This is a genomic window from Pseudomonas sp. Lb2C2, from assembly GCF_052112205.1.
Lineage (GTDB): Bacteria > Pseudomonadota > Gammaproteobacteria > Pseudomonadales > Pseudomonadaceae > Aquipseudomonas > Aquipseudomonas kilonensis.
Genome location: NZ_JAUTYW010000003.1, coordinates 68124 through 92645, shown reverse-complemented (window position 1 = coordinate 92645; position 24522 = coordinate 68124). Strand labels below are relative to the sequence as shown.

Annotated in this window: 24 protein-coding genes; 11 read left to right on the top strand and 13 right to left on the bottom strand. The window is 53.3% G+C overall.

Annotated elements, in window-relative coordinates; genetic code table 11:
* Nucleotides 1-114: 114 nt before the first annotated feature.
* Nucleotides 115-960, bottom strand: a complete 846-nt coding sequence (locus Q7F16_RS08770; RefSeq protein ID WP_235868350.1) for a deaminase — start codon at nt 958-960, stop codon at nt 115-117.
* 302 nt (nt 961-1262) lie between these two features.
* On the opposite strand from Q7F16_RS08770, the gene Q7F16_RS08765 reads away from it, so the two are divergent.
* The 7 genes from Q7F16_RS08765 (at nt 1263) to Q7F16_RS08735 (ending at nt 7561) form a co-directional block, all read left to right on the top strand.
* The gene (locus Q7F16_RS08765) at nt 1263-1742 is read left to right on the top strand and encodes a hypothetical protein (protein WP_409555656.1); all 480 of its coding nucleotides are present in this window, start codon (nt 1263-1265) and stop codon (nt 1740-1742) included.
* A 12-nt stretch (nt 1743-1754) separates the two neighbouring features.
* Nucleotides 1755-1997: a hypothetical protein gene (locus Q7F16_RS08760; protein ID WP_095962698.1), complete on the top strand. Its 243-nt coding sequence runs from the start codon at nt 1755-1757 to the stop codon at nt 1995-1997.
* Nucleotides 1998-2458: 461 nt separating this feature from the next.
* Nucleotides 2459-4447, top strand: coding sequence for a M10 family metallopeptidase C-terminal domain-containing protein (locus tag Q7F16_RS08755; RefSeq protein ID WP_409555655.1), 1989 nt, complete (start codon nt 2459-2461; stop codon nt 4445-4447).
* Nucleotides 4448-4822: 375 nt separating this feature from the next.
* A complete protein-coding gene (locus Q7F16_RS08750; protein ID WP_409555654.1) occupies nt 4823-5986 on the top strand; it encodes an ATP-binding protein in 1164 nt (387 codons plus the stop codon).
* A gap of 98 nt (nt 5987-6084) precedes the next feature.
* Nucleotides 6085-6213 (top strand): hypothetical protein, encoded by a 129-nt coding sequence (locus tag Q7F16_RS08745; protein ID WP_409555653.1) that lies wholly within the window; start codon nt 6085-6087, stop codon nt 6211-6213.
* A gap of 12 nt (nt 6214-6225) precedes the next feature.
* Nucleotides 6226-6459, top strand: coding sequence for a hypothetical protein (locus tag Q7F16_RS08740; RefSeq protein ID WP_409555652.1), 234 nt, complete (start codon nt 6226-6228; stop codon nt 6457-6459).
* A gap of 157 nt (nt 6460-6616) precedes the next feature.
* Complete coding sequence (locus Q7F16_RS08735; RefSeq protein ID WP_409555651.1) at nt 6617-7561, top strand: toll/interleukin-1 receptor domain-containing protein; 945 nt, start codon at nt 6617-6619, stop codon at nt 7559-7561.
* A gap of 348 nt (nt 7562-7909) precedes the next feature.
* Here Q7F16_RS08735 and Q7F16_RS08730 read toward each other — a convergent pair whose 3' ends face one another.
* On the bottom strand, nt 7910-8860 hold the full coding sequence (locus Q7F16_RS08730; protein ID WP_409555650.1) for a hypothetical protein: 951 nt from the start codon (nt 8858-8860) through the stop codon (nt 7910-7912).
* Nucleotides 8861-8981: 121 nt separating this feature from the next.
* Between Q7F16_RS08730 and Q7F16_RS08725 the strand changes: the two genes are divergently transcribed.
* Entirely contained in the window at nt 8982-10376 is a 1395-nt protein-coding gene (locus tag Q7F16_RS08725) for a hypothetical protein (RefSeq protein ID WP_409555649.1), read from the top strand.
* Between the two features lie 280 nt (nt 10377-10656).
* Here Q7F16_RS08725 and Q7F16_RS08720 read toward each other — a convergent pair whose 3' ends face one another.
* Nucleotides 10657-11016, bottom strand: coding sequence for a DUF6124 family protein (locus Q7F16_RS08720; protein ID WP_409555648.1), 360 nt, complete (start codon nt 11014-11016; stop codon nt 10657-10659).
* 568 nt (nt 11017-11584) lie between these two features.
* On the opposite strand from Q7F16_RS08720, the gene Q7F16_RS08715 reads away from it, so the two are divergent.
* Nucleotides 11585-12235 carry a DUF2459 domain-containing protein gene (locus tag Q7F16_RS08715; RefSeq protein WP_409555647.1) on the top strand — a complete coding sequence of 217 codons (651 nt, stop codon included), beginning with the start codon at nt 11585-11587 and terminating at the stop codon, nt 12233-12235.
* 466 nt (nt 12236-12701) lie between these two features.
* Here the strand turns inward: Q7F16_RS08715 and Q7F16_RS08710 are convergent, their stop codons facing one another.
* The 4 genes from Q7F16_RS08710 to Q7F16_RS08695 form a co-directional block, all read right to left on the bottom strand.
* Nucleotides 12702-14180: an SEC-C domain-containing protein gene (locus Q7F16_RS08710; protein ID WP_409555646.1), complete on the bottom strand. Its 1479-nt coding sequence runs from the start codon at nt 14178-14180 to the stop codon at nt 12702-12704.
* 554 nt (nt 14181-14734) lie between these two features.
* On the bottom strand, nt 14735-15199 hold the full coding sequence (locus Q7F16_RS08705; protein ID WP_409555645.1) for a hypothetical protein: 465 nt from the start codon (nt 15197-15199) through the stop codon (nt 14735-14737).
* Nucleotides 15200-15207: 8 nt separating this feature from the next.
* Nucleotides 15208-15480, bottom strand: coding sequence for an ECs_2282 family putative zinc-binding protein (locus Q7F16_RS08700; RefSeq protein ID WP_409555644.1), 273 nt, complete (start codon nt 15478-15480; stop codon nt 15208-15210).
* A 304-nt stretch (nt 15481-15784) separates the two neighbouring features.
* Nucleotides 15785-16573 carry a DUF6615 family protein gene (locus Q7F16_RS08695; RefSeq protein ID WP_409555643.1) on the bottom strand — a complete coding sequence of 263 codons (789 nt, stop codon included), beginning with the start codon at nt 16571-16573 and terminating at the stop codon, nt 15785-15787.
* A 374-nt stretch (nt 16574-16947) separates the two neighbouring features.
* Between Q7F16_RS08695 and Q7F16_RS08690 the strand changes: the two genes are divergently transcribed.
* Together Q7F16_RS08690 and Q7F16_RS08685 are read left to right on the top strand one after the other, a co-directional pair.
* Entirely contained in the window at nt 16948-17220 is a 273-nt protein-coding gene (locus tag Q7F16_RS08690; protein WP_409555642.1) for a hypothetical protein, read from the top strand.
* A gap of 189 nt (nt 17221-17409) precedes the next feature.
* Nucleotides 17410-18423 (top strand): hypothetical protein, encoded by a 1014-nt coding sequence (locus tag Q7F16_RS08685; protein ID WP_409555641.1) that lies wholly within the window; start codon nt 17410-17412, stop codon nt 18421-18423.
* Between the two features lie 550 nt (nt 18424-18973).
* On the opposite strand, the gene Q7F16_RS08680 is transcribed toward Q7F16_RS08685, so the two are convergent.
* The 6 genes from Q7F16_RS08680 to Q7F16_RS08655 all read right to left on the bottom strand — a co-directional run bounded on the left by Q7F16_RS08680 (nt 18974) and on the right by Q7F16_RS08655 (nt 24456).
* Nucleotides 18974-19336: a DUF6124 family protein gene (locus Q7F16_RS08680; protein ID WP_409555640.1), complete on the bottom strand. Its 363-nt coding sequence runs from the start codon at nt 19334-19336 to the stop codon at nt 18974-18976.
* 1214 nt (nt 19337-20550) lie between these two features.
* Complete coding sequence (locus Q7F16_RS08675) at nt 20551-21186, bottom strand: SCO family protein (RefSeq protein ID WP_046064683.1); 636 nt, start codon at nt 21184-21186, stop codon at nt 20551-20553.
* Nucleotides 21183-22082 (bottom strand): heme o synthase, encoded by a 900-nt coding sequence (gene cyoE / locus Q7F16_RS08670; RefSeq protein ID WP_046064684.1) that lies wholly within the window; start codon nt 22080-22082, stop codon nt 21183-21185. The genes Q7F16_RS08675 and cyoE overlap by 4 nt, the downstream gene beginning before the upstream one ends.
* Complete coding sequence (locus Q7F16_RS08665) at nt 22070-23149, bottom strand: COX15/CtaA family protein (protein ID WP_409555639.1); 1080 nt, start codon at nt 23147-23149, stop codon at nt 22070-22072. Before Q7F16_RS08665 ends, cyoE begins: the two co-directional genes overlap by 13 nt.
* Nucleotides 23150-23159: 10 nt before the next feature.
* Nucleotides 23160-23753 (bottom strand): hypothetical protein, encoded by a 594-nt coding sequence (locus Q7F16_RS08660; protein WP_409555638.1) that lies wholly within the window; start codon nt 23751-23753, stop codon nt 23160-23162.
* The gene (locus tag Q7F16_RS08655) at nt 23719-24456 is read right to left on the bottom strand and encodes an SURF1 family protein (protein ID WP_409555637.1); all 738 of its coding nucleotides are present in this window, start codon (nt 24454-24456) and stop codon (nt 23719-23721) included. Before Q7F16_RS08655 ends, Q7F16_RS08660 begins: the two co-directional genes overlap by 35 nt.
* Between the last annotated feature and the right edge of the window lie 66 nt (nt 24457-24522).

Sequence of the window (24522 nt, the reverse complement as noted above, 5' to 3'; positions counted from 1 at the left end):
CACTGGCCTGTTGTGCGGATAACATCTGTCGGTTCTCAAATCAAAATTTCATGAATCAAGATACAAGGTCTGAGCGAAAGGCATTGATCAGAATAATTCGTTCCCTTATTCCCGTTAATGAGGGCTATAAACGAATGGGAAATCTGCCTCGTAGATACCTCGTGCCGCTCGCACCGCGAACGGCTGAGTGATGGGCCGCACATCGCTTAACTCCCATGCGAGCCAGCCCTCCGAAAAACGGCTTGCGCATGCGGCTTGCACATCTGCGACTTCGAATGGGCGAACTGTTTTTACACGCACGATTGCAACAGCAATACCTTCGTCTTCATCACCATCGGTGTGAAGAAATCGCCCATTTTCAACAACCAAAAGATCTTCGTAAGGATTCAGGTGGGGATGCCAGCGGCGGACTTCTAGCGTTTTCTCTCTGGAAGCGATCTTGCTTCCATTAGGCCGAACAATTGATAAGGCTTTCATGGTCTTTTGCTGGTGTTCCGGCTGCCTGCGGTGCAAATAAGGCCCCATATCCCGGCGAGCCTGGCCTCCGAGCAAGCCCACGGTGACCTCTATCCCCGCTTGTCGAAGAATGGCGATACCTGCTCCGGCATTGCGTGGGTCTGGATCCAGCATCGAGACATGCACGCGTGTAACCCCCGCGCTGATCAACGCCAGGGCGCATGAAGGCGTCCGACCGGCAAATGAGCAGGGTTCCAGGGTGACGTAGGCCGTCATGTCGTCGAGGCCTTGCTCCAGTTGCGAAAGCGCCATCGCTTCCGCGTGATGTTGTCCCGGCGATTGCGTGTAGCCGTTGGCGATAATGGAGCCGTGACGCACGATGACACACCCTACAGGTGGATTCGGCAGGCAATCAGGTATTGCGCGTCTGCCTTGATCAATAGCTTGGCTCATGAAAAAGCGATCTGTATCGGAAAAAGCATTGTTCTTGCCGGGAAGCGACATACCTGGATCCTTGGTAGCGACAAAACCCAGTCAGGATACAGCGCTGAGCCCTATGATGCAGGGACCTGAGGCACCATAGGTTTCTAGGAATCCAGCAGCTCTTCTCATCGCTGCACCAGTCAATCACTGACTCAACTGATAAGGACGCCGCTATGCTCGACTCCCTGGAAAAAATGCTCGCCAAGGGTGCCTGCTTAACTGACCGGCATTCACCGCTCCCCGATCCAGCAAGATGAAATGATTTGAACCCAATACGTTCGTTGTAGAGAATCGCCACCTTTTATCTCGAAAGGAAACGAGCGATGAAGTTCGAAGGGACTTTCCAATACATGGGCAATCACGGGATCGTCTTCAACGTCTCGCAGATCACCCTCACCGACAGCGAACGCGGACGCTTGCGCGAGCTGCATTTTGGCGAAGCGAAAAGCGCCCACTATGAGGTCAACAGCAAGGTCGTCGAGGTGTACGACAAGATGCTGGCCAAAAATCTGCCGTGCGTGATGATGATCGGCATCTCCAAGCCGCTCACCCGGCAACAGGGCGACGCCCTCAACGCCCAGCGCACCACGATCGCCACCCTTACAGCCGCGGCCTTCGCTTCCGCCGCCAAGGCTGTGGCCCCCCCTTACGTGGCGGCATCTGTAGGGTTGGGTGTACGCGCGTATACCAATCAAATTCTACCCACCTACCATGCTGGCGACGTACTGGTCAGCATCGAGGCGCAGGTCAACGGCGGTATCGGCCCGCAACGCACTCTCTCGACATTGATCATCAAGGCCTGACTGGAGACGTACATGTCCGACATTACTCAATTGGTCATTGCCTTGGTGGTGTCCTTTCTGCTTGATCGATTCCTCAAGCCGTATCTGCTGCGCAAGTGGCTAGGCGTGGCGTTGGTGGTGGCGGGTGCGGTTGGCTGCTTTGTGGCAGGTCAGAACCGCTTGTTGGGGTTTGATCTGGGGTTGCTGTCGGTTTTTGCCGTGGTGATAGGGATGGGATTGTTCATGAAGCGGCGGCGGTTTGAGGAGGTTGGCTGAGTGGAAAGGGGAGAATCTCACATCAGAAAAGATCCGGGCCGCCTATGGATGCTAGCGATGAATAGCTAAAGCTAGCTAGCTCAGCTAGCGTTAGCTATCTTTCTGTAGGTTTTGGTATTTTTGCGCAGAAACCGGGGATAGACCACGATTTGGACTCATCTGTAATCGGACTGTCTCATAGTCGTGGGCTGTCCCCGTTTCCCCCCTGCATTATTTCAGGTAAACCGCATCGTCTGGTTTTGCGACTGCTGCGCAGTCGAGCGGGAGCAAGCTCCCTCGCCACGGGTGGTGTCTGGGCTGGCGTCATCGCGAGCAAGCTTTGCTCCCACAGGTTTGCTGCTTAACTGACGGGCATTAGGCGCAGGAGACCAGGGTTTTGAACCTCCCTCCGTCTCGTAAAATGGCAACCTGACTGACCCCTGTCTATAGTCTTTGGCGCCAAATCTATCGGAGGCTTGGACATGAGCCAGAGCATTTCGCCCGCCGCTTCAACTGCGCAAAAAACAGGCATGGTCGCCACGACCTTATGGGGCTCGGACAAAATCGCAGGTATCGCGGTCGATCCGGACGGTGCTATCTGGCTTGGCGCTTATAGTCGCCTGGGGCTGGGAGGCGAAGAGGATTCAAGCTTCACCGGCAGCCTGGTCCGGTTCAATGCCAACGGTAGCCTGGACCGCAACTTCAGTGGCGACGGTAGATCCCTGCTCCCTGTGTCGCTCGATATCGAGGACGGCGGTAATGCCGCCGTGCAGCCGGAAGGGGGCTACCTGGTGGCGCGCTACGTGAACGTAGACAACGTCTGGGTGTCGGGCATCAGTCGTAACTTGGCCGACGGCAGCCTCGATACGAGTTTCGGGAACGGCGGCACCGTGACAGTGCCTTTCTATTGGAATGAAGATCTAGGCCAGCAAGCGTCGTTCTCCGTGCAACGCGACGGCAGCTTTTTCGCAAGCGCAGGGTATCCGTCCGGGGAGATCTATATCGCCCGCTTCGACGCAACGGGGACCTTGGTCTCGTCTTTTGGAGAGGCTGGGGTCCTGCACCTACCCGCGTCCGTCGGTATTCACCCCAGTGGCACGTTCGACGTTTCGCTGCAGGGAGACGGGAAGGTATTGGTCACCGGGCAAGATACCCTGACCCGCCTCAACCCCGACGGTACTCTGGATAGCAGCTTTGCGAACGGGGGCAGCCTGGCCCTGGATGTTCACGCAGACGCCCTCGTCATCCAGGATGACGGCAAAATCCTGCTGGCGGGCGCCTCGGGCGGCGTGGCGACCGTCGTCCGACTCAATGCCGACGGCTCGCTCGACACCGCTTTCGGCGATCAGGGGCGGGTCAGTTGGGGCTCGGAAAGCGCTCCTTTCGCAGTCGCCGATATGATCGTACTGGCCGACGGCAAGCTATTGATTGGTGGAAGCCAAGGTACAAGCGCGGACGGCTATCTGGCCGCCTTGGTCCAGTTGACCCCCGACGGTCGCCTGGACCACAGCTTTGGCAATCCCGACGACGGCTATTACCACCTTGACGGTGGCGGCGATGCTGACTTCTTGCTCGGTACCGCCTCGTTCGACGATGCGATCCTTGGCGGGGCCGGTAACGATCTGCTCGACGGCCAGCAAGGTCGAGACCTGCTGACGGGCGGTGCCGGGGCCGATACGTTCCGTTACCAGTCAGTCACAGACAGCTACCGAACCGCCACCGCGGCCCATAGCGACCGAATCACCGACTTCGACCCCAGCACCGATACGCTCGACCTCGCCTCCCTGGGCTTCCTCGGGCTGGGCAATGGACATGACGGAACGCTGGCGATACGCGTCAATGAAAGCGGGACGCGGACCTACCTCAAAAGCTTCGAGGCCAACGCCGATGGGGAACGCTTCGAAGTGGTCTTCGACGGTAACTTGGGCCAAGCGCTGAATGAAACCAACCTCCTGTTCCAGCAAGCCAGGTTGACGGGCACCGAAGCGGCCGATCGTTTACAAGGCAACGCTCGCGGCGAAATCATCGAAGGGTTCGCGGGCGATGATCGCCTTTATGGAGCGTTAGGCAATGATGTATTGGTTGGCGGAGAGGGCCGGGACCTATTGGCGGGTGGCGGTAACAACGATGTGTTCCGTTTCGACGGACTGAGCGACAGCTACCGTACCGCCACCGAAAACCACACTGATCGCCTAGTTGACTATACGGTGGGTGAAGACACGATCGACTTGTCCGCCTTGGGCTTTACCCGGCTGGGAAATGGTTACAACGGCACGTTGGACGTGATTTTCAATGAAGCCAAGGACCTGACTTATTTGAAGAGTTATGAAGCTGACGCCTCTGGGGCTCGATTCGAGTTGAGCTTGGTGGGGGACCATTCCGGTTACGGTAATTTGAACATCGTCTTCGCCGAGCCTTTGGAAGAGGAGGCTATTCAATTGATTGGAGTGGTTAACGACGTCTGGGTGTAAAACGCAGACCTCAGTGGAAAGGGAGTGGAGTTTGATCGTTCCCACGCTCCGCGTGGGAATGCAGCTAGGGACGCTCTGCGTCCCCCAAGAGCCGAACGCAGAGCGTCCGTGGAGGCATTCCCGCGCAGGGCGTGGGAACGATCTCAAGAAAGCCGAATGCCGCTTGGTCTGCAAACGCCCCCACCGCTAGGTTCACACGGCCCAACCGATCTCTTAGCCATACGAGCCAACCCTCCTTTCCAGTGGAAAGGGGCGGATCAAACATCAGGAAAAATTCCGAATCATATTGAATGATAGCCATGTATAGCAAAAACTAATGAATTCAGCTAGCTTTAGCTATCTATCAGTAGATTTTGATATTTTTTTGAGGTCGACATGGATCCCTACCGTAATCCGTTTGCGCCCGGAGCGGGCAGCAGGCCCCCTGAATTGGCGGGGCGCGACTCAATTCTTGAGGCGGCAAGAATTGCCTGTGGCCGAGCCGTCAATGGGCGAAGTGCTCGTTCCATCATGCTCCTTGGCTTAAGAGGCACGGGTAAGACGGTCCTGTTGAATGAGATAGGAAGAATTGCGAAGGAGGAAGGTCTTCTCGTCTCCAAAGTAGAGGCGCCAGAGCGTGAAAACCTTGCACGTCTTCTTTATCCTGAAATGCGAAAGGTCATGCGCGCGCTTTCCGGCGTTGAGTCCGCCAAGCAAATTGCTAATCGCGGGCTAAAAGGACTTCGCAGCTTTGCATCAATCTTCAAGATTGATATTGGCGGTATTGAGATTGGTGTTGAGCCTGAGCCTGGACTCGCGGACAGCGGAAATCTTCAATACGATCTTCCAGATCTTTTTACTGTAATAGGTGAAGCGGCACAGGCCGCCGGCAAAGGCTGGATTCTTCTCATTGATGAAGTCCAATACCTCACCGAAGCAGATCTATCGGCACTGATTGTCTCTATCCATCGCATGTCGCAAGAAGGGCTTCCGGTGCTGCTGGTCGGTGCAGGTCTTCCGCAAGTTGCCCGGCTGGCGGGTGAGGCGAAGTCATACGCCGAGCGGCTTTTCCTTTATCCGGAAGTGGGGGCGCTTGATCAACCGTCTGCGACTCAAGCCGTTCAAAAGCCGATCCTGGAGGAGGAAGCCTCTATCGACACTGCGGCGCTGGACAGCATCGTTGATCGGACGCAGGGCTATCCGTTCTTTCTTCAAGAGTGGGCATCCACGGCATGGAACAACGCCGAGGGGCCTGAAATTACTGTTGACGATGTCGAGCATTCTTATTCGGAGACATTGGCCTCTCTCGATGCGGGCTTCTTCAGGGTCCGTATCGATCGACTTACACCCTCGGAGGTTCAGTTTGTAAAAGCCATGTCCACCCTCGGCGATGGCCCCTATGCCATCGCTGATGTTGCCAAGGTCATGGGGCGTCCTCAATCATCGCTTGGTCCGACTCGGGCCAACATCATTTCCAAGGGAATGATCTACAGCACAGATCATGGATATCTGAATTTTACAGTTCCTCTTTTCGCGGAATTCATGCGTCGCCAGGAATGAAGGCCTGCAATGTGTGGCGAGGGGTATATCTCCTCGCCACACAGCTTGACGGTGTTGCGGTTAACGTGGGTCGACGTTATCCAGCAGTAGGAGCCGGTGTGCGCACGTATGCCAATGAAATCCTGCCCACCTACCATGCGGGTGACGTACTGGTCAGCATCGAGGCGCAGGTCAACGGCGGCATCGGCCCGCAACGCACCCTCTCGACATTGATCATCAAGGCCTGACCGGAGACGTACATGTCCGAAATTACTCAATTGGTCATTGCCTTGGTGGTGTCCTTTCTGCTCGATCGATTCCTCAAACCCTATCTGCTACGCAAGTGGCTAGGCGTGGTGTTGGTGGCGGCGGGTGCGGTTGGCTGCGTTTTGGCCGGTGAGACCCGCGTGTTGGGGTTTGATCTGGGGTTGCTGTCGGCTTTTGCCGTGGCGATAGGGATGGGGTTGTTCATGAAGCGGCGGCGGTTTGAGTAGGTTGGGCTGAAGGGAAGAAGGCAGACTAAATATCAGAAAAAATCCGTCCCTTTATTCAACCGATGAAAGACTCTCTAAACAGCTGACCCACCCGATTGATGGGGTGGCGAATCCTTCGCAGCTGTGCCCATAATCTGGCATCCACAGGAGCGCGAGAATGGACATGTCCCCCAAAGTATTCGTAAGTCATGCGAGTGAAGACAAGGAACGCTTTGTATTGGATTTTGCAAAGCAGCTAAGAGCTAATGGGATTGATGCGTGGCTTGATAAATGGGAAATGCTACCTGGCGACAGTCTCATAACGAAAATTTTTGAGGAAGGGATTAAGGATGCCCAGGCAGTAATAGTGGTTCTGTCGAAAAATAGCGTTGAAAAGCCTTGGGTCAAACATGAGCTTGATGCTGCGTGTGTGAAGCGAATCAATACTGGAAGTAAGCTAATTCCTGTAGTTATCGACGACTGCACAGTTCCGGAAGTTCTGAAAGCGACTCTTTGGGAGAGCATTCACGATACAACTTCATATCAGCCCAGTCTTGAACGTATTGTCGCTTCGATTTTTGGTGCTTCGGAGAAGCCGGCTCTGGGTAAACCACCAGCATATGTAGGTAGCTTTGGCGCGGGTGTCGCCGGCCATAATAATTTAGATAGCCTGATATGCACGCTCGCATGCGAGTTTGCACTGGAAACAGGCTCAAGATACGTCAGCATTTCAGCCTTTTGCAAAGATGGTGAATTGATCATCCCAGAGCATCAACTAAGAGAGTCAGTTGAGATACTAGGTGAACACGGGACATTCGACCTTCAGCATAGTTTGGGAGGAGAATTCCCATCCATCTCAGTAACTGATTCTGGATTTGAGCTGTATGCACGCGACCATGTGGCAAACTATCAAATCGTATTTCACTCAGTTGTCTCAGCCATTGTCAACAATGGCTTTACGAGTCTTTCGGAAATAAAAAAAGAACTTGATTTTAAACCGTTCTTGATTGAGCACGTTCTAAGAATTCTTGCAAGCGGACGAAAAATCTCTGTTTCTTGGTTCATCGGTGGGGACTGCTCAATTAGTAGCGTTTCCCCTTCTTTACGTCGCTCACTGTCCTAGTTATCTATACTTGCAGTTTCTCGCTAAAGTTGGCAAGAGTCGGGACAGATCACGCCTTATCGAGTAAAGATATTAACGTAAAAAATGGAGCGATTTATTTTTCGAAAATAAATCTGCCCCTCTTTTCCTTTTTGCTCTAATTATCAATTATCTCAAAATCCATAGTTCTTCCAATCGTAATATGCCATAAGCTGGCGGAGGTGATACGTATTATTGCAGCTTATAAAATGATCATAATTTGCGCGAAGGTACTCGCCATGCGAAACTGGGACAGACTACGAGTTTTCGTTCACCTTTAATCGGACTGTCTCCTAATTGTGGTCTGCCCCCGTTTACGCTTATTACTATTCATTTTAGATCGCCAAAATAAAGTGATACGTTTAGCCTGCTAAGCACATCGATTAGCTGGTGACTTAATGCATACTCAGCTGACTGCGTAACCCCGTCAACCCCACCAAAATTTAATCCCACAGCCTTTCCTGTAGCAGCATTTATCCAAAGCGCTCCAGAGTCCCCACCCGAACTCACTTCCTTGTACTCCGAACCATTATTCAAACTAACAACAAATCCCTTATACCTCCTACCTCCTGCGCCGTAGTGGCTAAGATTCATATCAAATTCACCGTTAATCTCCGAGCTTATATATCCCTCTGTAAAACCTGTCCCCGCTCCAACTTTATATACCTGCATGTTTCTCTTTGGCCTTTCGACACCTACTACAGGGGAGCTAAGCCCCCATGGCATGGTGTCAAACTGGCTATCATCAGAAAGTAATGCCAAAGCAGCATCATATCCATCCCCAAGACTGGTATATCTTTCAAGAAAAGCACTCACTCTAGGAACCAGATAAGTCTGATGCTGGAATCCCGGCTGAAGAATTTCCTCATGCTTTGCCGCATTAAGACCTCCACACATGACATGCCAGCAACTGACAAAACCAATACGCCCCGTTACGTTATCGACTACGCATGGCCCCACACTTCCAGTCGTACCTCTAACTGCATTACCAATACTTAGACCAGGCTGTAGATAATCTGAATAGTGATTCGGAACACTGTGAAGTACAAATTTTGCCTTGATGACATCACAGCGTATTCCATCAATCGACCTTGGCAAAATATACCTTGGATCAAGTGCCTCTATGGCTAACTTCTCTTCGACGTAAAAGCGGATTGCCAGTCGCCTAATCGACCGGCCTCCTTTCTTAGCCATTCCAAAGTCAACTCCGGTCACGAACGGAAGCCTCTCCGCGACCCTAAATGCTTTCTCCAGCGCTTTAATCTGCTGAGCTCTTGACATGGTCACCTCCCTTGATTTGACAATCAGAATAGTTGAGCTTTACTGAGTTGGCGAATTGCCATTACTAAAAGACGCAACCTCCTCTCTAGTGCTGTATGTCTTCATAAAAAGGAGATCCATAATGAAGAAAACAGTTGGCTATACCCTCATTGCACTTTCGCTAATATGCACATCTGTGCATGCGAAAGAGGTGCCTGAGGTCAAAACCGAATGGTCTTCTCGGTGTGCAATAGGCACAAAACCTGAGTTACAGTCTCTTGTAGGAGGAGCAGTCTTAGCAATTGTGGCTCCAATTGTAATAGGTATGGCCGTGGATGCAGCTGGAGCAGCTGTTGAGGCATCAGCCAACACAAGCACTGTTGCCAGAATTAGCCCGCCAATTTATGCGAGTCTTTATGATGTAGATAAAACATCATTAACTGAGCTTAGAGTTGGTTGCTTAACAATTATCAAAGGTATTTTTGAAGTAAAAGATACGAACAACAACGGCAAGCTGGAAACAGTTCTAAGAGAACCTCATATGTTTATGGAGGTAGCCATCGCTAAAGTGGCGGGTCAGCCACTCTATCAACTAAAGCCAGTCTACCTGAAAGTAAACAAATTTGAAGACTCTAGCTTCTGGACAAAAGAGAGACGACTTGATGTAGCCATTACTCTGCAGGGTGTTTCGACCGAAAAACCATTCGCCTCTGCTATTTTTTCATTCCCTAATCTTCGCGAAGGAGCGACTCTCCTACAAGGAAATCCAACGCTCCTGAATAATATTGGCGAGCCATTCCCTTTACCCGAGTTGGCGGACGCAGAAAACACGAAGAAGACCTTCGCTAAAGATGCACGAAAGCTAGCACTTGCCATGAGCTATATCGACGATCAAGGCAAGACATCTGACTACCCACTAGAGGACGATAAAACTACAGCATTCGCGAGCAGCGCGAACAAAACTCTTCTGATCAATTACTGCAAAAATCTAAAAGAAGGAGAGCTCGACAGTATTTGCACTAACTGGAGATATCAAACTAATGAGCGCAAAGCTCTGCTGAGTGCGCTTAGTACGGCAGAAAACAGTGCAGTCCTTCAGAGTTATCGTGTAACTTGGGCAAAAAAAATCTGCCCCGGATATCGTAAAGGGGAGGACGTGAAAAGATGTGTAGATGGTGCCGGCATTAAACCTAGCGGGTACTTCTCAACCAAAACCACTGTAACGATGGTTAGAGATGCTAATAAATTTGGTATGGCTGTAGCCTCAGCATTGACTAAATCCTCGCCCAAGATGGCTGAGCTTTCCAGCCAGTACTTGCCTGCAGCACGAGAAACAGCTGGTGACAAAGCTGATGAAGGAATTGCAATCGCTCTCCAAAATGAGCGAGCGGCCCTATCTGCGCTGGATGAGGCGCAAACAGAAGAAAAACCTCAATCAGAAATAAATACAGCCAAGCTCAATCTGTTGATAGCGATGTCAAAAACAAATGACGCGTACAGGGCAGCAGGACGTGGCCCTATACATACATCCTTGTAACTATTATGTACGCGGCACGTCGGCTTGCCACATACATACACAGCCTCCGAACACTGACTAGGCCTTGTTCCCCTAGAGAGTTCAGTGCTTTATCGTGAGGCCTGTTCAGCCGGGGCATACCAGGCCGCTTGCGGCCGTTTGCAGCCTATCGCTAGGGAGGACAATGGTGGGATATGCGGAAAAGACCTTGAAATATTTAGAGATTATCCGTCTGTTTCTACGGATAGAAAAACCAAAACCCGACGTCATGCGTCGGGTTTTTTCATTGGGGAAAATACTACTACCGCGGCTCCACATTATCCAACACCCGATTCGCCAGCAACGAACTGAGCTCAATCAACTGCTGAATCCCCTGCGCCACATGACGCCTAGATCCCTCCAGATCAAATGCCAAATCACTCACCATGGCATCAGCCGAAGCCAACGTCTCACTGAGGTTGGCAAGCAAACATTCGTTATCGAGGCCTTTCACGACGGTGTATAGCTGCCCCGGTTTGGGGTCGTCTTGGGATTTATCCGATTTCGGTAGCAAGTAGTGATCGAGCACCCGTTTGGTGGTTTCGTCTTGCTGTTTGGCTTTGGATTTTGCGGAGGTAGAACTGGAATCTGCTTCTGGCGGATTCGGGGTTGTTTTGAACATTGACGTAATCTCTCAATTAGGCCGCAACCCTCTCGCTACTAAACGAAAGGGGGGCGGCTGTGCGCAAGTTAGTAGACCGGTGATTACGTCAAACCCGGCGCACCCGAGGGTGCCATGCGCACAGCCACCATCGAGAACAGGCAATGCCTGACTGATGAGACTCATGCACCGAGACGTAAACCGGGCTACTAAACCCGACCACTGATGGGCAGTGGCAGGAAGACAATAAAACCCTGGGACAAGGCGCACAAGCGGGCGGATTCTGGCGTAGTTGTAGGCAATGGCGCAAGGATGCGTAGCTCGATAGAGGGGGGTAGGTGGGGGCTGTAGGAGGGAGTCTTTTTGGCGCTGCGGGCGGCTTGTTCCGCTCTGGAGCCGGGGCTTGATCGCGATAGCGGTCCAACTCACAACCGGTCAATCAGGACACACTTCCTGAACGCCTCGACGACCGACCGTGCGGCCCACGAATGCCTGCCTGGGGGCGCGAGCCAGCATCTATGCTTGTATACAGCGCCAACCCCCGCTGGGTTTTCCCATGTTTCGTTAGCGAGCCTCCAAGCCCTTGTGTATGCGCATTGTAATGCTAGCCCTGGTCCTCACGCTGTTCGGCTGCGCTACCGCGTCGGACCCGCCGAGGGGCGAGGGTGGCGATTGGCGGTCCTTCTATGTGGTGAATCATGGCCTGCATACCGGGTTGGTAATTGCGCGCACCGATCTGCTTCAGGTGCTTCCCGCACTGGCCGAAGAATTCAGCGACGGCGACTTCGTTGAGTTCGGTTGGGGGAACGAGGACTTTTACCGAGCCCCACAGGCCACCTTGAGCCTGGCCCTGGGAGCCTTGTTCGGGTCGACGGCAACCGTGCTGCATGCGGTCAAGATTGACGGTGACCCCAGGCAGCGTTTCGCCGCAAGCGAGGTCATCGAGGTTCGGGTGACGGAGGACAGCTACCGACGACTGCTCGCGTTCGTGGCCGGGACCTTCACCCACTCAGCGACAGGCACCTTGGTGGTGCTCGGGCCTGGCCTGTATGGAGAGAGCCGGTTCTACCAGGCCGAGGGTAGTTATTCGCTGTTCTATACCTGCAATACCTGGGTCGCAGAGGCGCTGGCCGCGAGTAACTGCCCAATGTCGCCTGCAGCGGTGATTACGGCGGGGAACGTCATGTCGCAGTTGCGCCGGGCGACAGCGGTTGGTGCATCCTGCCTGGCTACCCGCTAATCCGTGCCTGACGGTGGGTGTGTATTTCAGTGATGCTGACATCCGGTTCCAGGGAATGTGACCCACTCAAAATCCTGTTTGTGAAATTGCACCCGCGTGACCATCCGTATTCGTTCCTATTGACCAGCCAATTGCATGGGTGCTGACCACAGTTTGCATTAGGCATTGACCAATGCCCGCCGAAGAAGCGACCGGTAGAGAACGGCCAGAAGCGGACGTTTGTTTAGCGATACATCAAACAACCGCTAGAAGTCCCTTTAAATTAAATTTTTTTGAACTGCCTGCCATATACGCTTTGTAGCAAAAAATACTTCTCCCTTAAGCTTAGACCGATTGATACTATAATCGGAAAATCCCCGCGGACGCTGTAGGACGAACTCGCAGACTAATGCGAGTTTGACGTAGAGACTCCCGTCAACACCTCGTTCGGGTTCCTGCTCGGCTTTCGGAATGTGGTGTCCACAAGTTAGCGGAGGCAGCATTTTTTGTATTTTAAGCCTGACTGGCACGGGCAAGGCTCGTTTCGGTTGTAAGTCCGGGAGTCATCAATGATAGTCGCACTCCGCCGTTTGGGAGTGCGCATATCAAAGAGGATATTGTGCTCACGCATAACCTTTACAGCGTCCCTTCGACCTTCCGCTGTGAGAGCGACGGTTCCATCAATAACTAGAAGGGATTCGGAGGAGCCCACACTGCCTTTGCAGTTGGCCCCAAGGACAACAATTTCTCGCGCAGTTGGATGTTGATACATCGCTACAAGCCCGTAAAGTTGCATACAAGCGTTTCTTTCCTTAAGGTAACTCGCGTAATCTTCTCCAAGATTTAAAGGATACATCAAAAACACATATAGCCTACCTGGATCGCATGGGGAGTACATTAGACGGGCACTGCGTATGTTGACCGGCGTGTTCTCATACTTTTCCGCCAGCGCCCTTCCAAGTGCTGCTCGAGCAAACAAATTCTCGGAAGCTAGGGACCGCACTGCTTGCTCATGAATAGCAAGAGGGAGATGCGCGCCCTCTCCCACAAGGGCGTCGGTTATGCAATCTGAAAAATCCTTCAAAATAGAATTCCAAGGCTTACTTTGGATTTTCGCAGCCCTGTGAGCCAGACCAGCCGATGAGTTGTTCAGCTTCGCCCACTCTCCTTCGGGGATAACGAACGCCGAATCAGGCTCGAAAGCTGGTAGATCAATCCGACCGAACCCTTTCGTCCCGGCCTCAAGAATGTAATGGCCGAGAAGATCTTCTTCCCCCATAACCATAGTGAGTCCTCGCCCTCTGATGGCATCCTCTTTTGACTCTAAATAGCTTACAAAATCCTTGATAGTTGTCAGCTCAGACAACAATAGTTTTAAGCTGTCAACGTCCACTACATGCACAAATTTCTTATCGACATTGACATCGCCAATTGCGTATGGAAATTTATTTAGCTGCTCTGGTGACAAGGAGTAATAGCCGATCATCGACCCCGAGCTGCCGCTATTAACACAGTGTTTGTTGTAATACTTCTTGGCTGGGGCGACGGTATTATAGGTTATACCAATAAGATGAATTTTGAGGTCGTCGCCGGACAAATCATAAGGAAAGGGATGAGTGCAGCGCTTATCGAGAAAGATACTGTTGGGGCGCTCTCGGATCGACTTTTCCGCCCCATGCAACTGCCTAGCACTCCTAACAATGCTTTTCTCGTACCATCTACGCCAGGCCACTGCGAGCGGTTTGTGTTCGTGAAAAGCGATGTTTTTATCGGAGAAAATAATAAGCGTCCTGTCAAAGTAAACCACTAGGTCGCTTAACTCTTTTCCTATGCCGTTTTTTGTAATTCCTTCATCAGTATAAACGCAAGGAAAACTCCAAAGACTAAGGAATGTGCCATCAATAATCGCTCCGAGCTCTCGCTCGGATTCATTGACACCTTGTTCCTTTATTATAGGTTTAAGCAATCTTATAAATCTCCGCTAGACAGCGTACTAATTTGATCAATGGCAAAATGAAGATAACATAAGCATACCTATCCATGAGAAAATTGAGTCGCCCTACATTGGCCACTGTCATATCAGCTTCCTTTACTGTCTCTTCCGACTGACACTGCTCACGTAAGCCTTCAAGTGACGCAGCGCGGCTCCCTCGGGATTCAGGCCGCGAAGTTCAGACGTTCGCGTCTCTCCACTGGGCAAATAAACTGTTATCGAGTCCCCGAAAACGCTAAAGGTCGCAGTGTAATGAACACCTTTATGTTCAATCGTAATTTCCTCATCCATTTACATCACCTCGTCCTTTACGTATCCGTGATACTTGATAATGCGCGAATGTATTTGCGCCACAGAATGCCATATATTGGCCGGCATTAATATTGAATATACGCCGAGTCGTCTCAGCGCCCTGTATCCGATGATTAGGTGGAAATTCATAGTGGCGAGAGGCTGCTAGTGGCCGAAAGCTTTCGGCAGCAATCGGCCAAAAACGGTCGTTCGCAGGCTTCATAAAATTGCAATTGTCAGATCGTTACCCATATGAGCTTTTCAACTCTCTGTATTCTTCCGTCCGACCACTCAAGTTTCACAAGGTGCTTTGATTTGGTGCTGAGGCCCACGGATGCAATGAGTTCAACAGCCTGATGAACATCAAGAAACTGCAGCGGAAATTTTTCATTGATCTCGCGCTCTGAAACAACTTCATTTCCTCCAGGAAACTCTATTGAGACATTCTGAGCGAGTGCCTTACCTTTATTCCAAATCTTCAGGCGATATTTGTTACTTCCCAGCTTTAGAAAGGACGCGCCGAGCTCAGCTTGCTTTTCGGCCTCAATTACCGTGGTTTCTTTCTCAAGCAATAACTGATTAAGTTTCTCTTGTGTAATAATCAGTTTTTGCTGGCGATTGTTAAATTTAATAGTTTTGAAGGTCGCATAGATTGAAAAAAATAATGCAAATCCTGCGATTATGTCCCCGGAGTCGACCACAAAGCTAATCATTTGAATTTAATATTTTTGTTGCCCTTGAAAGCATCTTTCAAAGTCTTTCTCATCTGGTCGGCAATGTCTTTTGCAACGTTTGACTTTACTTCATTTAAATTCTCCTGAATATTTTCACTATTCTCGCGCAAAAGCTCATCGCGCTGGATTACTCTCTCGCACTGAACGCATTTGACCTCAGGGCTTTCACTCGTATCAGATTCAAAAGATGCCCCTCCACAAGTCGGGCACTGTAATGCAATAGTACGGGAGTGCTTATCAAGATTCATAATCAACCTCAGCTGCTTGAGATAGGGGTTTGGCTAAAATGCGTACAGCCTAGGATAGAGTATAGTCCAAGCTCAAAAACAAGCACTCACTGCATTAGCTGTCCGTCTCATTCACGCCAAAAAGGGGCAGCGGCTAAAACTGTCTCAGGGCTCACATCTGCTTTCGGCCATAAGTTGCCGTTCGAACACATCAGCTTCGATCCCAAACGGCCCTAGAGCTAAGGTGAGTAGCACCGGTAGGAGCACAACGAGTGGAGTCCGCTAACCAGCAATCGGCCTTATTGGCGTCCGCTTGAGCAAGCAGTTAGGAATCATTACGCATGTCATATACGCCAACGACTCGGAACGCTCGAAGCCCCTCGCGCTCGGCGGGTTCCAACGCAACATGTTGCGGATTAGAACCTCTTGCTGAGTCCAATAGTCGCCGAACATATGAGGGCACTTCGACTTCGCGCCTAGGCGTCTGGCTCAAGTCCCTCGGGAAGTAATGGTCAAAGTAGGCATCGGAGCCAGCGAGGGGGCAGCAGAACATGCAATGAAACGGATTTGCGGCACTTAGCAACTGGTCGCGGGAAATGCGTTTCCCATGCTTTCCATTTGCGTAATCTTCCATGACATGGGCGTCTGCCATGAAAACAGCGCCGTCTCCAGCCTGTGATATTAGTCCGTTTCTGCCGCTGCACATCGGAATAGTCGTTGCCTCTGGCAACGTGTAAATGAAGTAAAAGGGTAAGCTGCCTCTGGACTTGGCATAGGAAAGCAATTTGTCCATCTGCGCTTTGCTGCCCTTCGGGTACCTCAAGCGTGTGACATACGAGTCGTTGCGTTTGATGAATTTCTTAGCTTGTACAGCGAGCGAAATCTGAAAGCTCTTGCCCACGAGCCATAACTCAAGATCGAAGTCGGCCCCGGTTGTTGAACTCTCCTCGTCGTGGTTGAAAGGCGTCACTCGCAGGTAGTTGAAACGCTTGTCGAGTTCTCTCCATTTCCAGATCAAATAGTCAGTTATGGATTCCTCTTTAGCATCGCCTACATGTTCAATGAATTTTCGGACTTCGAGTGAGAGAGCGTAATTTGCTTCGCAGATATTCATAGGAGGGTCTCAACAATGTCTAATGATTAATCTCACGGGATCCAAAAACGTCACATCTTGGATGCCCGGGGAAATTGACGGCAGCTGACTATAAGTAAACGACACATACGGAGGTGATTTTTTACGCCACTTGTGCCATATAACGTTCCTTGTCGCGAGATAAGTCCTTCAGTAATTTGTAAGGCACAGTGCAAACGAGTCCTGAGACGGGAAGAGAAAAACTGACTAGGCCTGCAAGGAAATTACGAAATCGTTCGCAACGTGTCCATGGCCTGTTTTGGGGCGGTTGCCACTCCTAGTGGCGAGGCGCCAGCCATTTTCCCGAGGGGCCGCTATTGGCCGACAGGCACCTGTCCCTGAAAAGGTAGAGCTTGATGGATCGACAGACCGTTTGTACGCTTAAACCCTTTTACTGTGGTTGCCTGAAGATGGAAAGCAATTTGTCGTTGCAGATCGAACGCGCCGCCTATGAAGAGTTCATCCGACTGTGGGCCAAAGGGAGCTTCGAGCATCAGCGATTGGGCCAAGCGTTCTATAACCATTTCAACCTGCACAAACTCAGCGATCAAGCTTCATTACGCGGCCTCTACGAGGCCGACGGTGAGAAAGCCTCGGGCCTGATCTTAAAACTGTTCCATCTTCACTAAGCGGCAGCTGTCGACCCAAACCTGCTCTTCACTATCAGCAGTAATCGGCAAAGGCGACCACTGCCAAGTCACTTCCGGATACGGCGATGACATTCTAAGAGAGCCTGCATGTCGCTCGGTGAGTGCAAATTTTGAGGTCTTTAGTGGCTTTATGATACCATTCCCTCATCTTAACGGAGATGAAGAAAAATGATAAAGGAAAAATATCTATATTTATTTTACGTTGTTCTGGTTGTGTGTGCAGCTTTCGGGCTAGATTTAATCTCCTCAAATGTCGCGGTGGAATTTAGTAATAAGGTCATATTGAATGCAGCGGGCGAGAAGGTGACTTCATTGGAAGCTACATTTCCATTGTGGTACCAAATAACTGGTCTCGTAAAAAATTTCTTGTACGGGCTAGGTGCGGCGATATTTATCACCGTATTTATCGCAAATAGATTGCAAAAAACACTACATGACGAGAAGCAAGAGGAGCTTAGCAAGTTAAACGAAGCGATCAGTGTCAATGTTTTTGATAGTCTATTTAAAACGATTATTCCTGAGTCAATTTTTAAGATTATAAAACAAGAAATTATTGAAAATAAGGTTCTTAGGAGAGAGGCGAAATGGATTTATGATTTTACACTGCTCGGCGAAATAATCGTCTGCAGACAAACTACTCGCTACGAACTCCACAATCTGAGTCATGAAGAGGTTTCTAATCCGATACGGTTGGATCTTGATGCGCTTGGAGGAAGCTCATATAAGCTTATATCTGCAGAGTGCCATAGTCAGTTCGGTGATGTGCTTGTGAAATATAACCCGGAAGATTCCGGAAAAAACATAAATATAGATGTTGTACGTGACGGCAATAAGCTCACGGTTTCCTACTCGGTAAAAATCCCTGCCAAAAGCTATGCAGAGTACAATACTGTTTTTGAAAAGCACTATAAGGGCGATATTACTGATGCGCAGGGCACAAAGGTCCCCGTGGTCGGTGCTGATATAATAGTTAACTTTCCAGCTGGGTATCATTTTGATATTAGTCCTTTGATGTCAACGACCCCCCGCTTAATTTCTGAAAGTTCGATTCAGAAAATATTCAGGGTTGAAGGTGGGGTGCTTCCCAATCAAGGATTTGTTTTTTATTTAGTAAAAAAAGATATTGATGTTGTTGTGGATGAGCGCGAGCCGATCGTTTCGCTTGAAATGCCCGAGATTTAATAGTCGCGCAACTTTGGAGACGACTGATCGACTTAAAAAATGATGTATTTGAACGTCATTCACTCCTTTTCTCGGTGAATGAGCTTCATTCAAGGCTTGTATCGTCATGCCACGGTGCTCTTACTAGAGTAAGCGTGTAATCGAAGCGAGTGAGGCCTTTTATACCTCTATAACGAAGACGATACCCACTCAACCTATTCATTCTGAACGACTGCAATTGGCCGATTTTGTTGAAAAATTCGGCTTCGGTTTCCACGGCAGAAAAGTTCGCGCCTGAGATTGAAATCTGTGTTTAAGACAGAAGGTTTCACGACTCGGATTTCACGTAGCAGCACGCAAAATAGGTGTTTTTACCTATCGGTATCCAAGCGTTTTGGACGAACCGACTTTTTCAACAGAATCGGCCGTCTGTAGCCTATCGCTAGGGAGGACAATGGCGGGATATAGGAGAATAAATTTCAGAATATTTACAGCTTATTCGTCCGCTTCTGCAGATAGACGAACCAAAACCCGACGCATAACGTCGGGTTTTTTCATTGGAGAAAGAATACTACTGCCGCGGCTCCACGTTATCCAACACCCGATTCGCCAATAACGAACTCAGCTCAATCAACTGCTGGATACCCTGCGCCACATGACGCCTCGATCCATCCAGATCAAACGCCAGGTCACTCACCATGGCATCTGCCGAGGCCAGGGTTTCGCTGAGGTTGGCGAGCAAGCATTCGTTGTCGAGGCCTTTCACGACGGTGTATAGCTGCCCCGGTTTGGGGTCGTCTTTGGATTTATCCGGTTTCGGTAGCAAGTAGTGATCGAGCACCCGTTTGGTGGTCTCGTCTTGCTGCTTGGCTTTGGATTTTGCGGATTGTGGGGTGGGGTCTGCATCTGGGGGATTTGGAGTTGCTTTGAACATTTGAATATTTCCATTTAGTAGGGCCGCAACCGCCTCGCTACTAAACGAAATGGTGGCAGCTGTGCGCAAGTTAGTAGACCGGTGAAATACACAAAGCCCGGCGCGCCCGAGGGCGCCATGCGCACAGCTACCATCGAGTGCAGGCAAATGCCCGACTGATGAGACCTGTGCAACCGCCGTGTATTTCCTGGGCTACTAAACCCGACCACTGATGGGCAGTGGCAGGAAGACAATAGAACCCCGGGACAAGGCGCACAAGCGGGCGGATTCTGGCGTAGTTGTAGGCAAAGGCGCAAGGATGCGTAGCTTGATAGAGGGGTGTAGGTCGGGGCTGTAGGAGGGAGACTTTTTGGTGATACGGGCGGGTTGTTTGGCTCTGGGACCGTGTCGTTTTCATCGCGAGCAGGCTCGCTCCCACAGGGGGATTGGGGTTGTTGCAGGTACTGTGTTCACCGCCGCCCAGTGTGTGCGGGCTTGCTCGTGAAGAGGGTGGCACATTCAATATTGATGCAAGCTGACCCGACGCTTTCGCGAGCAAGCTCGCTCCCACAGGGGAGTTGGGTTGGATGCAGTATTTGTGAACACCCCGGGTTGGATGTGTGGGCAGTTGCTCGCGGGGATACATTCAGCACTGATGCAAGCTGACCCGCCGCTTTCGCGAGCAAGCCCGCTCCCACAGTGGTGGCGTTGGGCTGGATATTCGGCTCGACACTAACCCCTGTGGCGAGGGAGCTTGCTCCCGCTGGTCTGCGTAGCAGGCCCCTGCATGTTTCCAGGCAAGCTGCATTGTCCGGTTTTGCGGCTGCTGCGCAGCCGAGCGGGAGCAAGCTCCCTCGCCACGGGGGTGTCTGGGCTGGCGTCATCGCGAGCAGGCTCGCTCCCACAGGGGAGTTGGGTTGGATGCAGTATTTGTGAGCACCCCGGGTTGGAGGTGGGGGTGGGCTTGCTCGCGGGGGTACATTCAGTCCTGATGCAGGCTGACCCGACGCTTTCGCGAGCAAGCCCGCTCCCACAGAGGGAGTGGGGGCAGGAGGTCTCTCGCCATGAACGCAGGCACCGCGTTGTGCCATGTTGATCGCATTGGGCTTTTGGGGGGCTGCTGCGCAGCCCAGCGGGGATAAATCCCCTCGCCACAATGAGTTTCCCTACAACAATGAATTCCCCCTCCACAATGAATCGGCACGGCTTAACTGAGCGGCATGCCCTCGGAAGTGCTATTTACGCTTGAGCATCTCCGGCAACTGCGCCACCAACTTCTGGTTATTCAACGGCGCGCGAATAAACCCACGCTGGGTGCCGTCCGGGCCGATGACGGCGAGGTTGCCGCTGTGGTCGACGGTGTAGTTGGGTTTGCTGGTATCCGCCGGGATGAACGGAATGCTCACTGCATTCGCCAGTTTCTGCAGGTCTTCCACCGAGGCGGCGGTCAGGCCTATGAACTGCGGATCGAAGTACCCCAGGTACTGCTTGAGTTGCTTGGGCGTGTCGCGGTTGGGGTCGACGCTGACCAGTACGACCTGCAACTTATCCACAGCCTCGGGCGGCAGTTCGCTTTTGATCTGGCGCAGTTGGGCGAGGGTGGTCGGGCAGATGTCCGGGCAGAAGGTGTAGCCGAAGAACAGCAGGCTCCATTTGCCTTTCAAGCCGTCCATCGCCACCGGTTGGCCGTCCTGGTCGGTCATTTTCACGTCCGGCAGGTTGCGGCTTTGGGGCAGCAGGATGATGCCGGCGTCGATCAGCGCGGTCGGGTCGCCCTGGCCTTTGCCGGACAGCACCTTGTTGATGGTCAGGCCGAGGATCACTGCGATCACGGCCGCGAGGATGAAGACGGTTTTCTGGGTTCGAGTCATAGGCTCAACAGTAAGTAGTGATCTACAAGCAGGGCGATGAACAGCAGGAACAAGTACCAGATAGAGTACTTGAAGGTGTTGATCGCCGCGTGCGGCCGACTGCCACGGTACAACACCACGGCCCATTGCAGGAACCTGCCGCCCAGCACCAGGGCACAAATCAGGTACAGCATCCCGCTCATCTGGATCACGAACGGCATCAGGCTCACCGCCAGCAGCACCAGGGTGTACAGCAGGATATGGATCTTGGTGTAGTGCTCGCCGTGGGTCACCGGCAGCATCGGGATGTCAGCCTTGGCGTATTCCTCCTTGCGGTGAATCGCCAGGGCCCAGAAATGCGGCGGGGTCCAGGCGAAGATGATCAGCACCAGCAGCAGCGGTTCGGCGCTGACATGACCGGTGGCCGCGACCCAGCCCAGCAGCGGTGGTGCCGCGCCAGCCAGGCCGCCGATGACGATGTTCTGCGGCGTCGCCCGTTTCAGGAAACCGGTATAGATCACCGCATACCCCAGCAACGAGGCCAGGGTCAGCCAGGCCGTCAGCGGGTTGGTGAACGCCAGCAGCATGGCCTGGCCGGCCACGGCCAGGGCCACGGCGAAGGTCAGTGCGGCGGTGGGTGAGATTCGCCCTTCGGCCAGTGGTCGTTTGTGGGTGCGGGCCATCACCGCGTCGATGCGCCGGTCCACCACATGGTTGACCGCCGCCGCGCCACCGGCACACAGGGCGATGCCCAGGTTGCCGAACACCAGGACCGTCCACGGCACCCCGGCGCGGGTGGCGAGGAACATGCCGACCAGCGAGGTGATCAGCATCAGCACCACCACTTTGGGCTTGGTCAGCTCCAGGTAATCGCGCCAGATCGCTTGGCTGTGGCGTTCACCGGTCAAGGTTGCCATGGCATCTCTCCTTTTATTGTTATGGGGCTGGCGCCGTGTTTAGGCGGGTTGAACCGCCAGCGCAGCGGGACTTGATGCTTGACCCGGACCAGGCTGGTACGGGCGTGATAGTTGACCAGCACCAGGGTCAGCAGCAGTGCCGCGCCCCCGGCGTTGTGGGCGACGGCCACCGGCAACGGCAGATGGAACAGCACGTTGCTGATGCCCAGGGTGATCTGCGCCGCCAGCGCGGCCAGCACCAGGCCGGCAAGCCGGGTCATGCCGACGATCTTCAATTGCCAGGCCAGGCCCAGCAGCACTACGGTCACCAGCAACGCGCCGATGCGGTGGGTCAGGTGGATGGCGGTGCGGGCGTCGCTGTCCAGTTGCCCGCCCAGGTAGTTCGGGCCGATGTGCTGGGTCAGGTGGAAGCCGTTGGCAAAATCGGCCGGTGGCAACCATTGGCCGTGGCAAGTGGGGAAATCGATGCAGGCCACGGCGGCGTAGTTGGAACTGACCCAACCGCCGAGGGCGATCTGGCCGATCACCAGCAGCAGCCCGGCCGTGGCCCAGTGTTGCAGGCGCTTGGGCACGGTCAGCGCCGGCAACACGCCGGACAAGCGCAAGGTGAGCAGGAACAGCAGGCTCAACGTCGCGAAGCCGCCGAGCAAATGCCCGGTGACCACTTGTGGCCATAGCTTCAGCGTGACGGTCCACATGCCGAACGCCGCTTGCGCGAAGACCACGGCCAGCAGGAACAGCGGCAACTTCACAGGCTGGCCGGGGCGGCGACGGTTCATCCAGGCCCGGGCGGCTAGCACTGTAATCATCAGCCCCAGGGCACCGGCGAAATAACGATGGACCATTTCGTTCCAGCCTTTGTGGGCCTCCACCGGAGTGTCGGGGAAATGCAACTCGGCATGGGCCAGTTGGGCTTCGCTCTTGGGCACGCTGATGAACCCGTAGCAACCGGGCCAGTCCGGGCAGCCGAGGCCGGCGTGGGTCAGCCGGGTGTAGGCGCCCAACAATACGACGATCAGTGCCAGCAACGTGGCAAACAGCGCGAGGCGAAATCCAGGTTTGGCCATGTCGATGCCCTCATCCGATGTTCGACAGTTTCAGCAAGTGGCGCAGGTCGTTGAGCAGGTCCTTGCCCTTGACCCGGGCGTCGTAGCGCAGCACCAGGTTGCTGTGGGGGTCGATGATCCACAGTTGGGCGCCGCCGGAGCCCTGGGCGCCTTTCTGATAGGCCGGCAGGTCCAGTGGGTAGCGTTGCAGTTGTGGGTATTCACGCTGCAGTTGGGCGTCGTACTCGGCATCGAGCGATTGTGCGATCGCCAGGGCATGACTGGCGCGGCCGGCTTCACGGCCGAGGCCGATCTGCACCTGCCGGGCCAGGTACACCAATTGCCGGCAATCCACCGAGCACTCCTGCGGCGCCGTGACGAGGATCTGCCAGCGCTGTTCATCGGCCTGCACGCCAATCTCGGCGCGGGTCTGGCCGGTGCCGATCAGTTCGCCGTGGTAGCTGCGGCTGTCGGGCACCCAGAACTGGAATTTGTACATGCCGGTGGCGAGGATCATCGGCCCGATCACGCCGAGCACGATCAGCAGCAATTGCACGCGGCCCTTGCGCCGGTTGCGCGCCACGGGGGCCTCAGACGTGTTGGTTGGATTCATGGTGCTTCCCATGGTGTCTCCCTGCGTTGTGCCATCCGAGATAAAGGAACAGGCCGAACAGTGCCGCCGCCATGGCGAACCACTGCACGGCATAGCCGAGGTGTTTTTCCGGGCCCATGGCGACCACCGGCCAATCGGTCAGGTAGGCGCCGGGGCCGCTTTGTTGGCGTAACTGATAGGCGAAGCCGTTGCGGCCGAGATCAGCCCAGAGCTTGTCCGGCTCAATGGTGGTGACCAGTCGCGGCCAGGGCGCATCGGCCGGGTCGGCGTGGAGCTGGAACGTCGCGCCCGGGGCGACGTAGACCCAGGCCTGGAGGCTCACCGGTTGCTCCGGCGTGTTGAAGGCCGGCGGAGTGCGCCGGTCCGGCCAGGGTAGCCAGCCGCGATTGACCAGCAGCCACAGCCCGGTGCGGTGGTCGAGGAACGGTTGCAGCAACTCGACGCCGACCTTGCCGTCGTGTTGGCGGTTATCCAGCAGGATGCTGTGCTCGGCGTCGAACTGGCCCTGCAGCGTGACCGGGCGAAAGGCCGGGTCGGCGGTGTGCGTAAGCTCAGTGCTGTCCATCGGCGGTGCCACGCGGCGCTCGGCGTAAGTGTCCATGAGCACGCGCTTCTGTTCGCCCCGGCTCAATTGCCAGAACCCCAGGCACACCATCACCGGCACCAGCACGGCCACCACCAATGACGGCACGAGGCCTGGCCGGAAGCCTTTCATGGCGCCGTCCGAAAGCCGTCGAACGGGATAGCTATACTCACGTGCATCGCGTCCCCCCGGAGTGTC

Bases quoted from the DNA above. Each gene is read 5' to 3' on its own strand.
- Q7F16_RS08770 (WP_235868350.1), bottom strand. From the start codon at position 960: ATGTCGCTTCCCGGCAAGAACAATGCTTTTTCCGATACAGATCGCTTT.
- Q7F16_RS08765 (WP_409555656.1), top strand. From the start codon at position 1,263: ATGAAGTTCGAAGGGACTTTCCAATACATGGGCAATCACGGGATCGTC.
- Q7F16_RS08760 (WP_095962698.1), top strand. From the start codon at position 1,755: ATGTCCGACATTACTCAATTGGTCATTGCCTTGGTGGTGTCCTTTCTG.
- Q7F16_RS08755 (WP_409555655.1), top strand. From the start codon at position 2,459: ATGAGCCAGAGCATTTCGCCCGCCGCTTCAACTGCGCAAAAAACAGGC.
- Q7F16_RS08750 (WP_409555654.1), top strand. From the start codon at position 4,823: ATGGATCCCTACCGTAATCCGTTTGCGCCCGGAGCGGGCAGCAGGCCC.
- Q7F16_RS08740 (WP_409555652.1), top strand. From the start codon at position 6,226: ATGTCCGAAATTACTCAATTGGTCATTGCCTTGGTGGTGTCCTTTCTG.
- Q7F16_RS08735 (WP_409555651.1), top strand. From the start codon at position 6,617: ATGGACATGTCCCCCAAAGTATTCGTAAGTCATGCGAGTGAAGACAAG.
- Q7F16_RS08730 (WP_409555650.1), bottom strand. From the start codon at position 8,860: ATGTCAAGAGCTCAGCAGATTAAAGCGCTGGAGAAAGCATTTAGGGTC.
- Q7F16_RS08725 (WP_409555649.1), top strand. From the start codon at position 8,982: ATGAAGAAAACAGTTGGCTATACCCTCATTGCACTTTCGCTAATATGC.
- Q7F16_RS08720 (WP_409555648.1), bottom strand. From the start codon at position 11,016: ATGTTCAAAACAACCCCGAATCCGCCAGAAGCAGATTCCAGTTCTACC.
- Q7F16_RS08715 (WP_409555647.1), top strand. From the start codon at position 11,585: ATGCGCATTGTAATGCTAGCCCTGGTCCTCACGCTGTTCGGCTGCGCT.
- Q7F16_RS08700 (WP_409555644.1), bottom strand. From the start codon at position 15,480: ATGAATCTTGATAAGCACTCCCGTACTATTGCATTACAGTGCCCGACT.
- Q7F16_RS08695 (WP_409555643.1), bottom strand. From the start codon at position 16,573: ATGAATATCTGCGAAGCAAATTACGCTCTCTCACTCGAAGTCCGAAAA.
- Q7F16_RS08690 (WP_409555642.1), top strand. From the start codon at position 16,948: ATGGATCGACAGACCGTTTGTACGCTTAAACCCTTTTACTGTGGTTGC.
- Q7F16_RS08685 (WP_409555641.1), top strand. From the start codon at position 17,410: ATGATAAAGGAAAAATATCTATATTTATTTTACGTTGTTCTGGTTGTG.
- Q7F16_RS08680 (WP_409555640.1), bottom strand. From the start codon at position 19,336: ATGTTCAAAGCAACTCCAAATCCCCCAGATGCAGACCCCACCCCACAA.
- Q7F16_RS08675 (WP_046064683.1), bottom strand. From the start codon at position 21,186: ATGACTCGAACCCAGAAAACCGTCTTCATCCTCGCGGCCGTGATCGCA.
- cyoE (WP_046064684.1), bottom strand. From the start codon at position 22,082: ATGGCAACCTTGACCGGTGAACGCCACAGCCAAGCGATCTGGCGCGAT.
- Q7F16_RS08665 (WP_409555639.1), bottom strand. From the start codon at position 23,149: ATGGCCAAACCTGGATTTCGCCTCGCGCTGTTTGCCACGTTGCTGGCA.
- Q7F16_RS08660 (WP_409555638.1), bottom strand. From the start codon at position 23,753: ATGGGAAGCACCATGAATCCAACCAACACGTCTGAGGCCCCCGTGGCG.
- Q7F16_RS08655 (WP_409555637.1), bottom strand. From the start codon at position 24,456: ATGAAAGGCTTCCGGCCAGGCCTCGTGCCGTCATTGGTGGTGGCCGTG.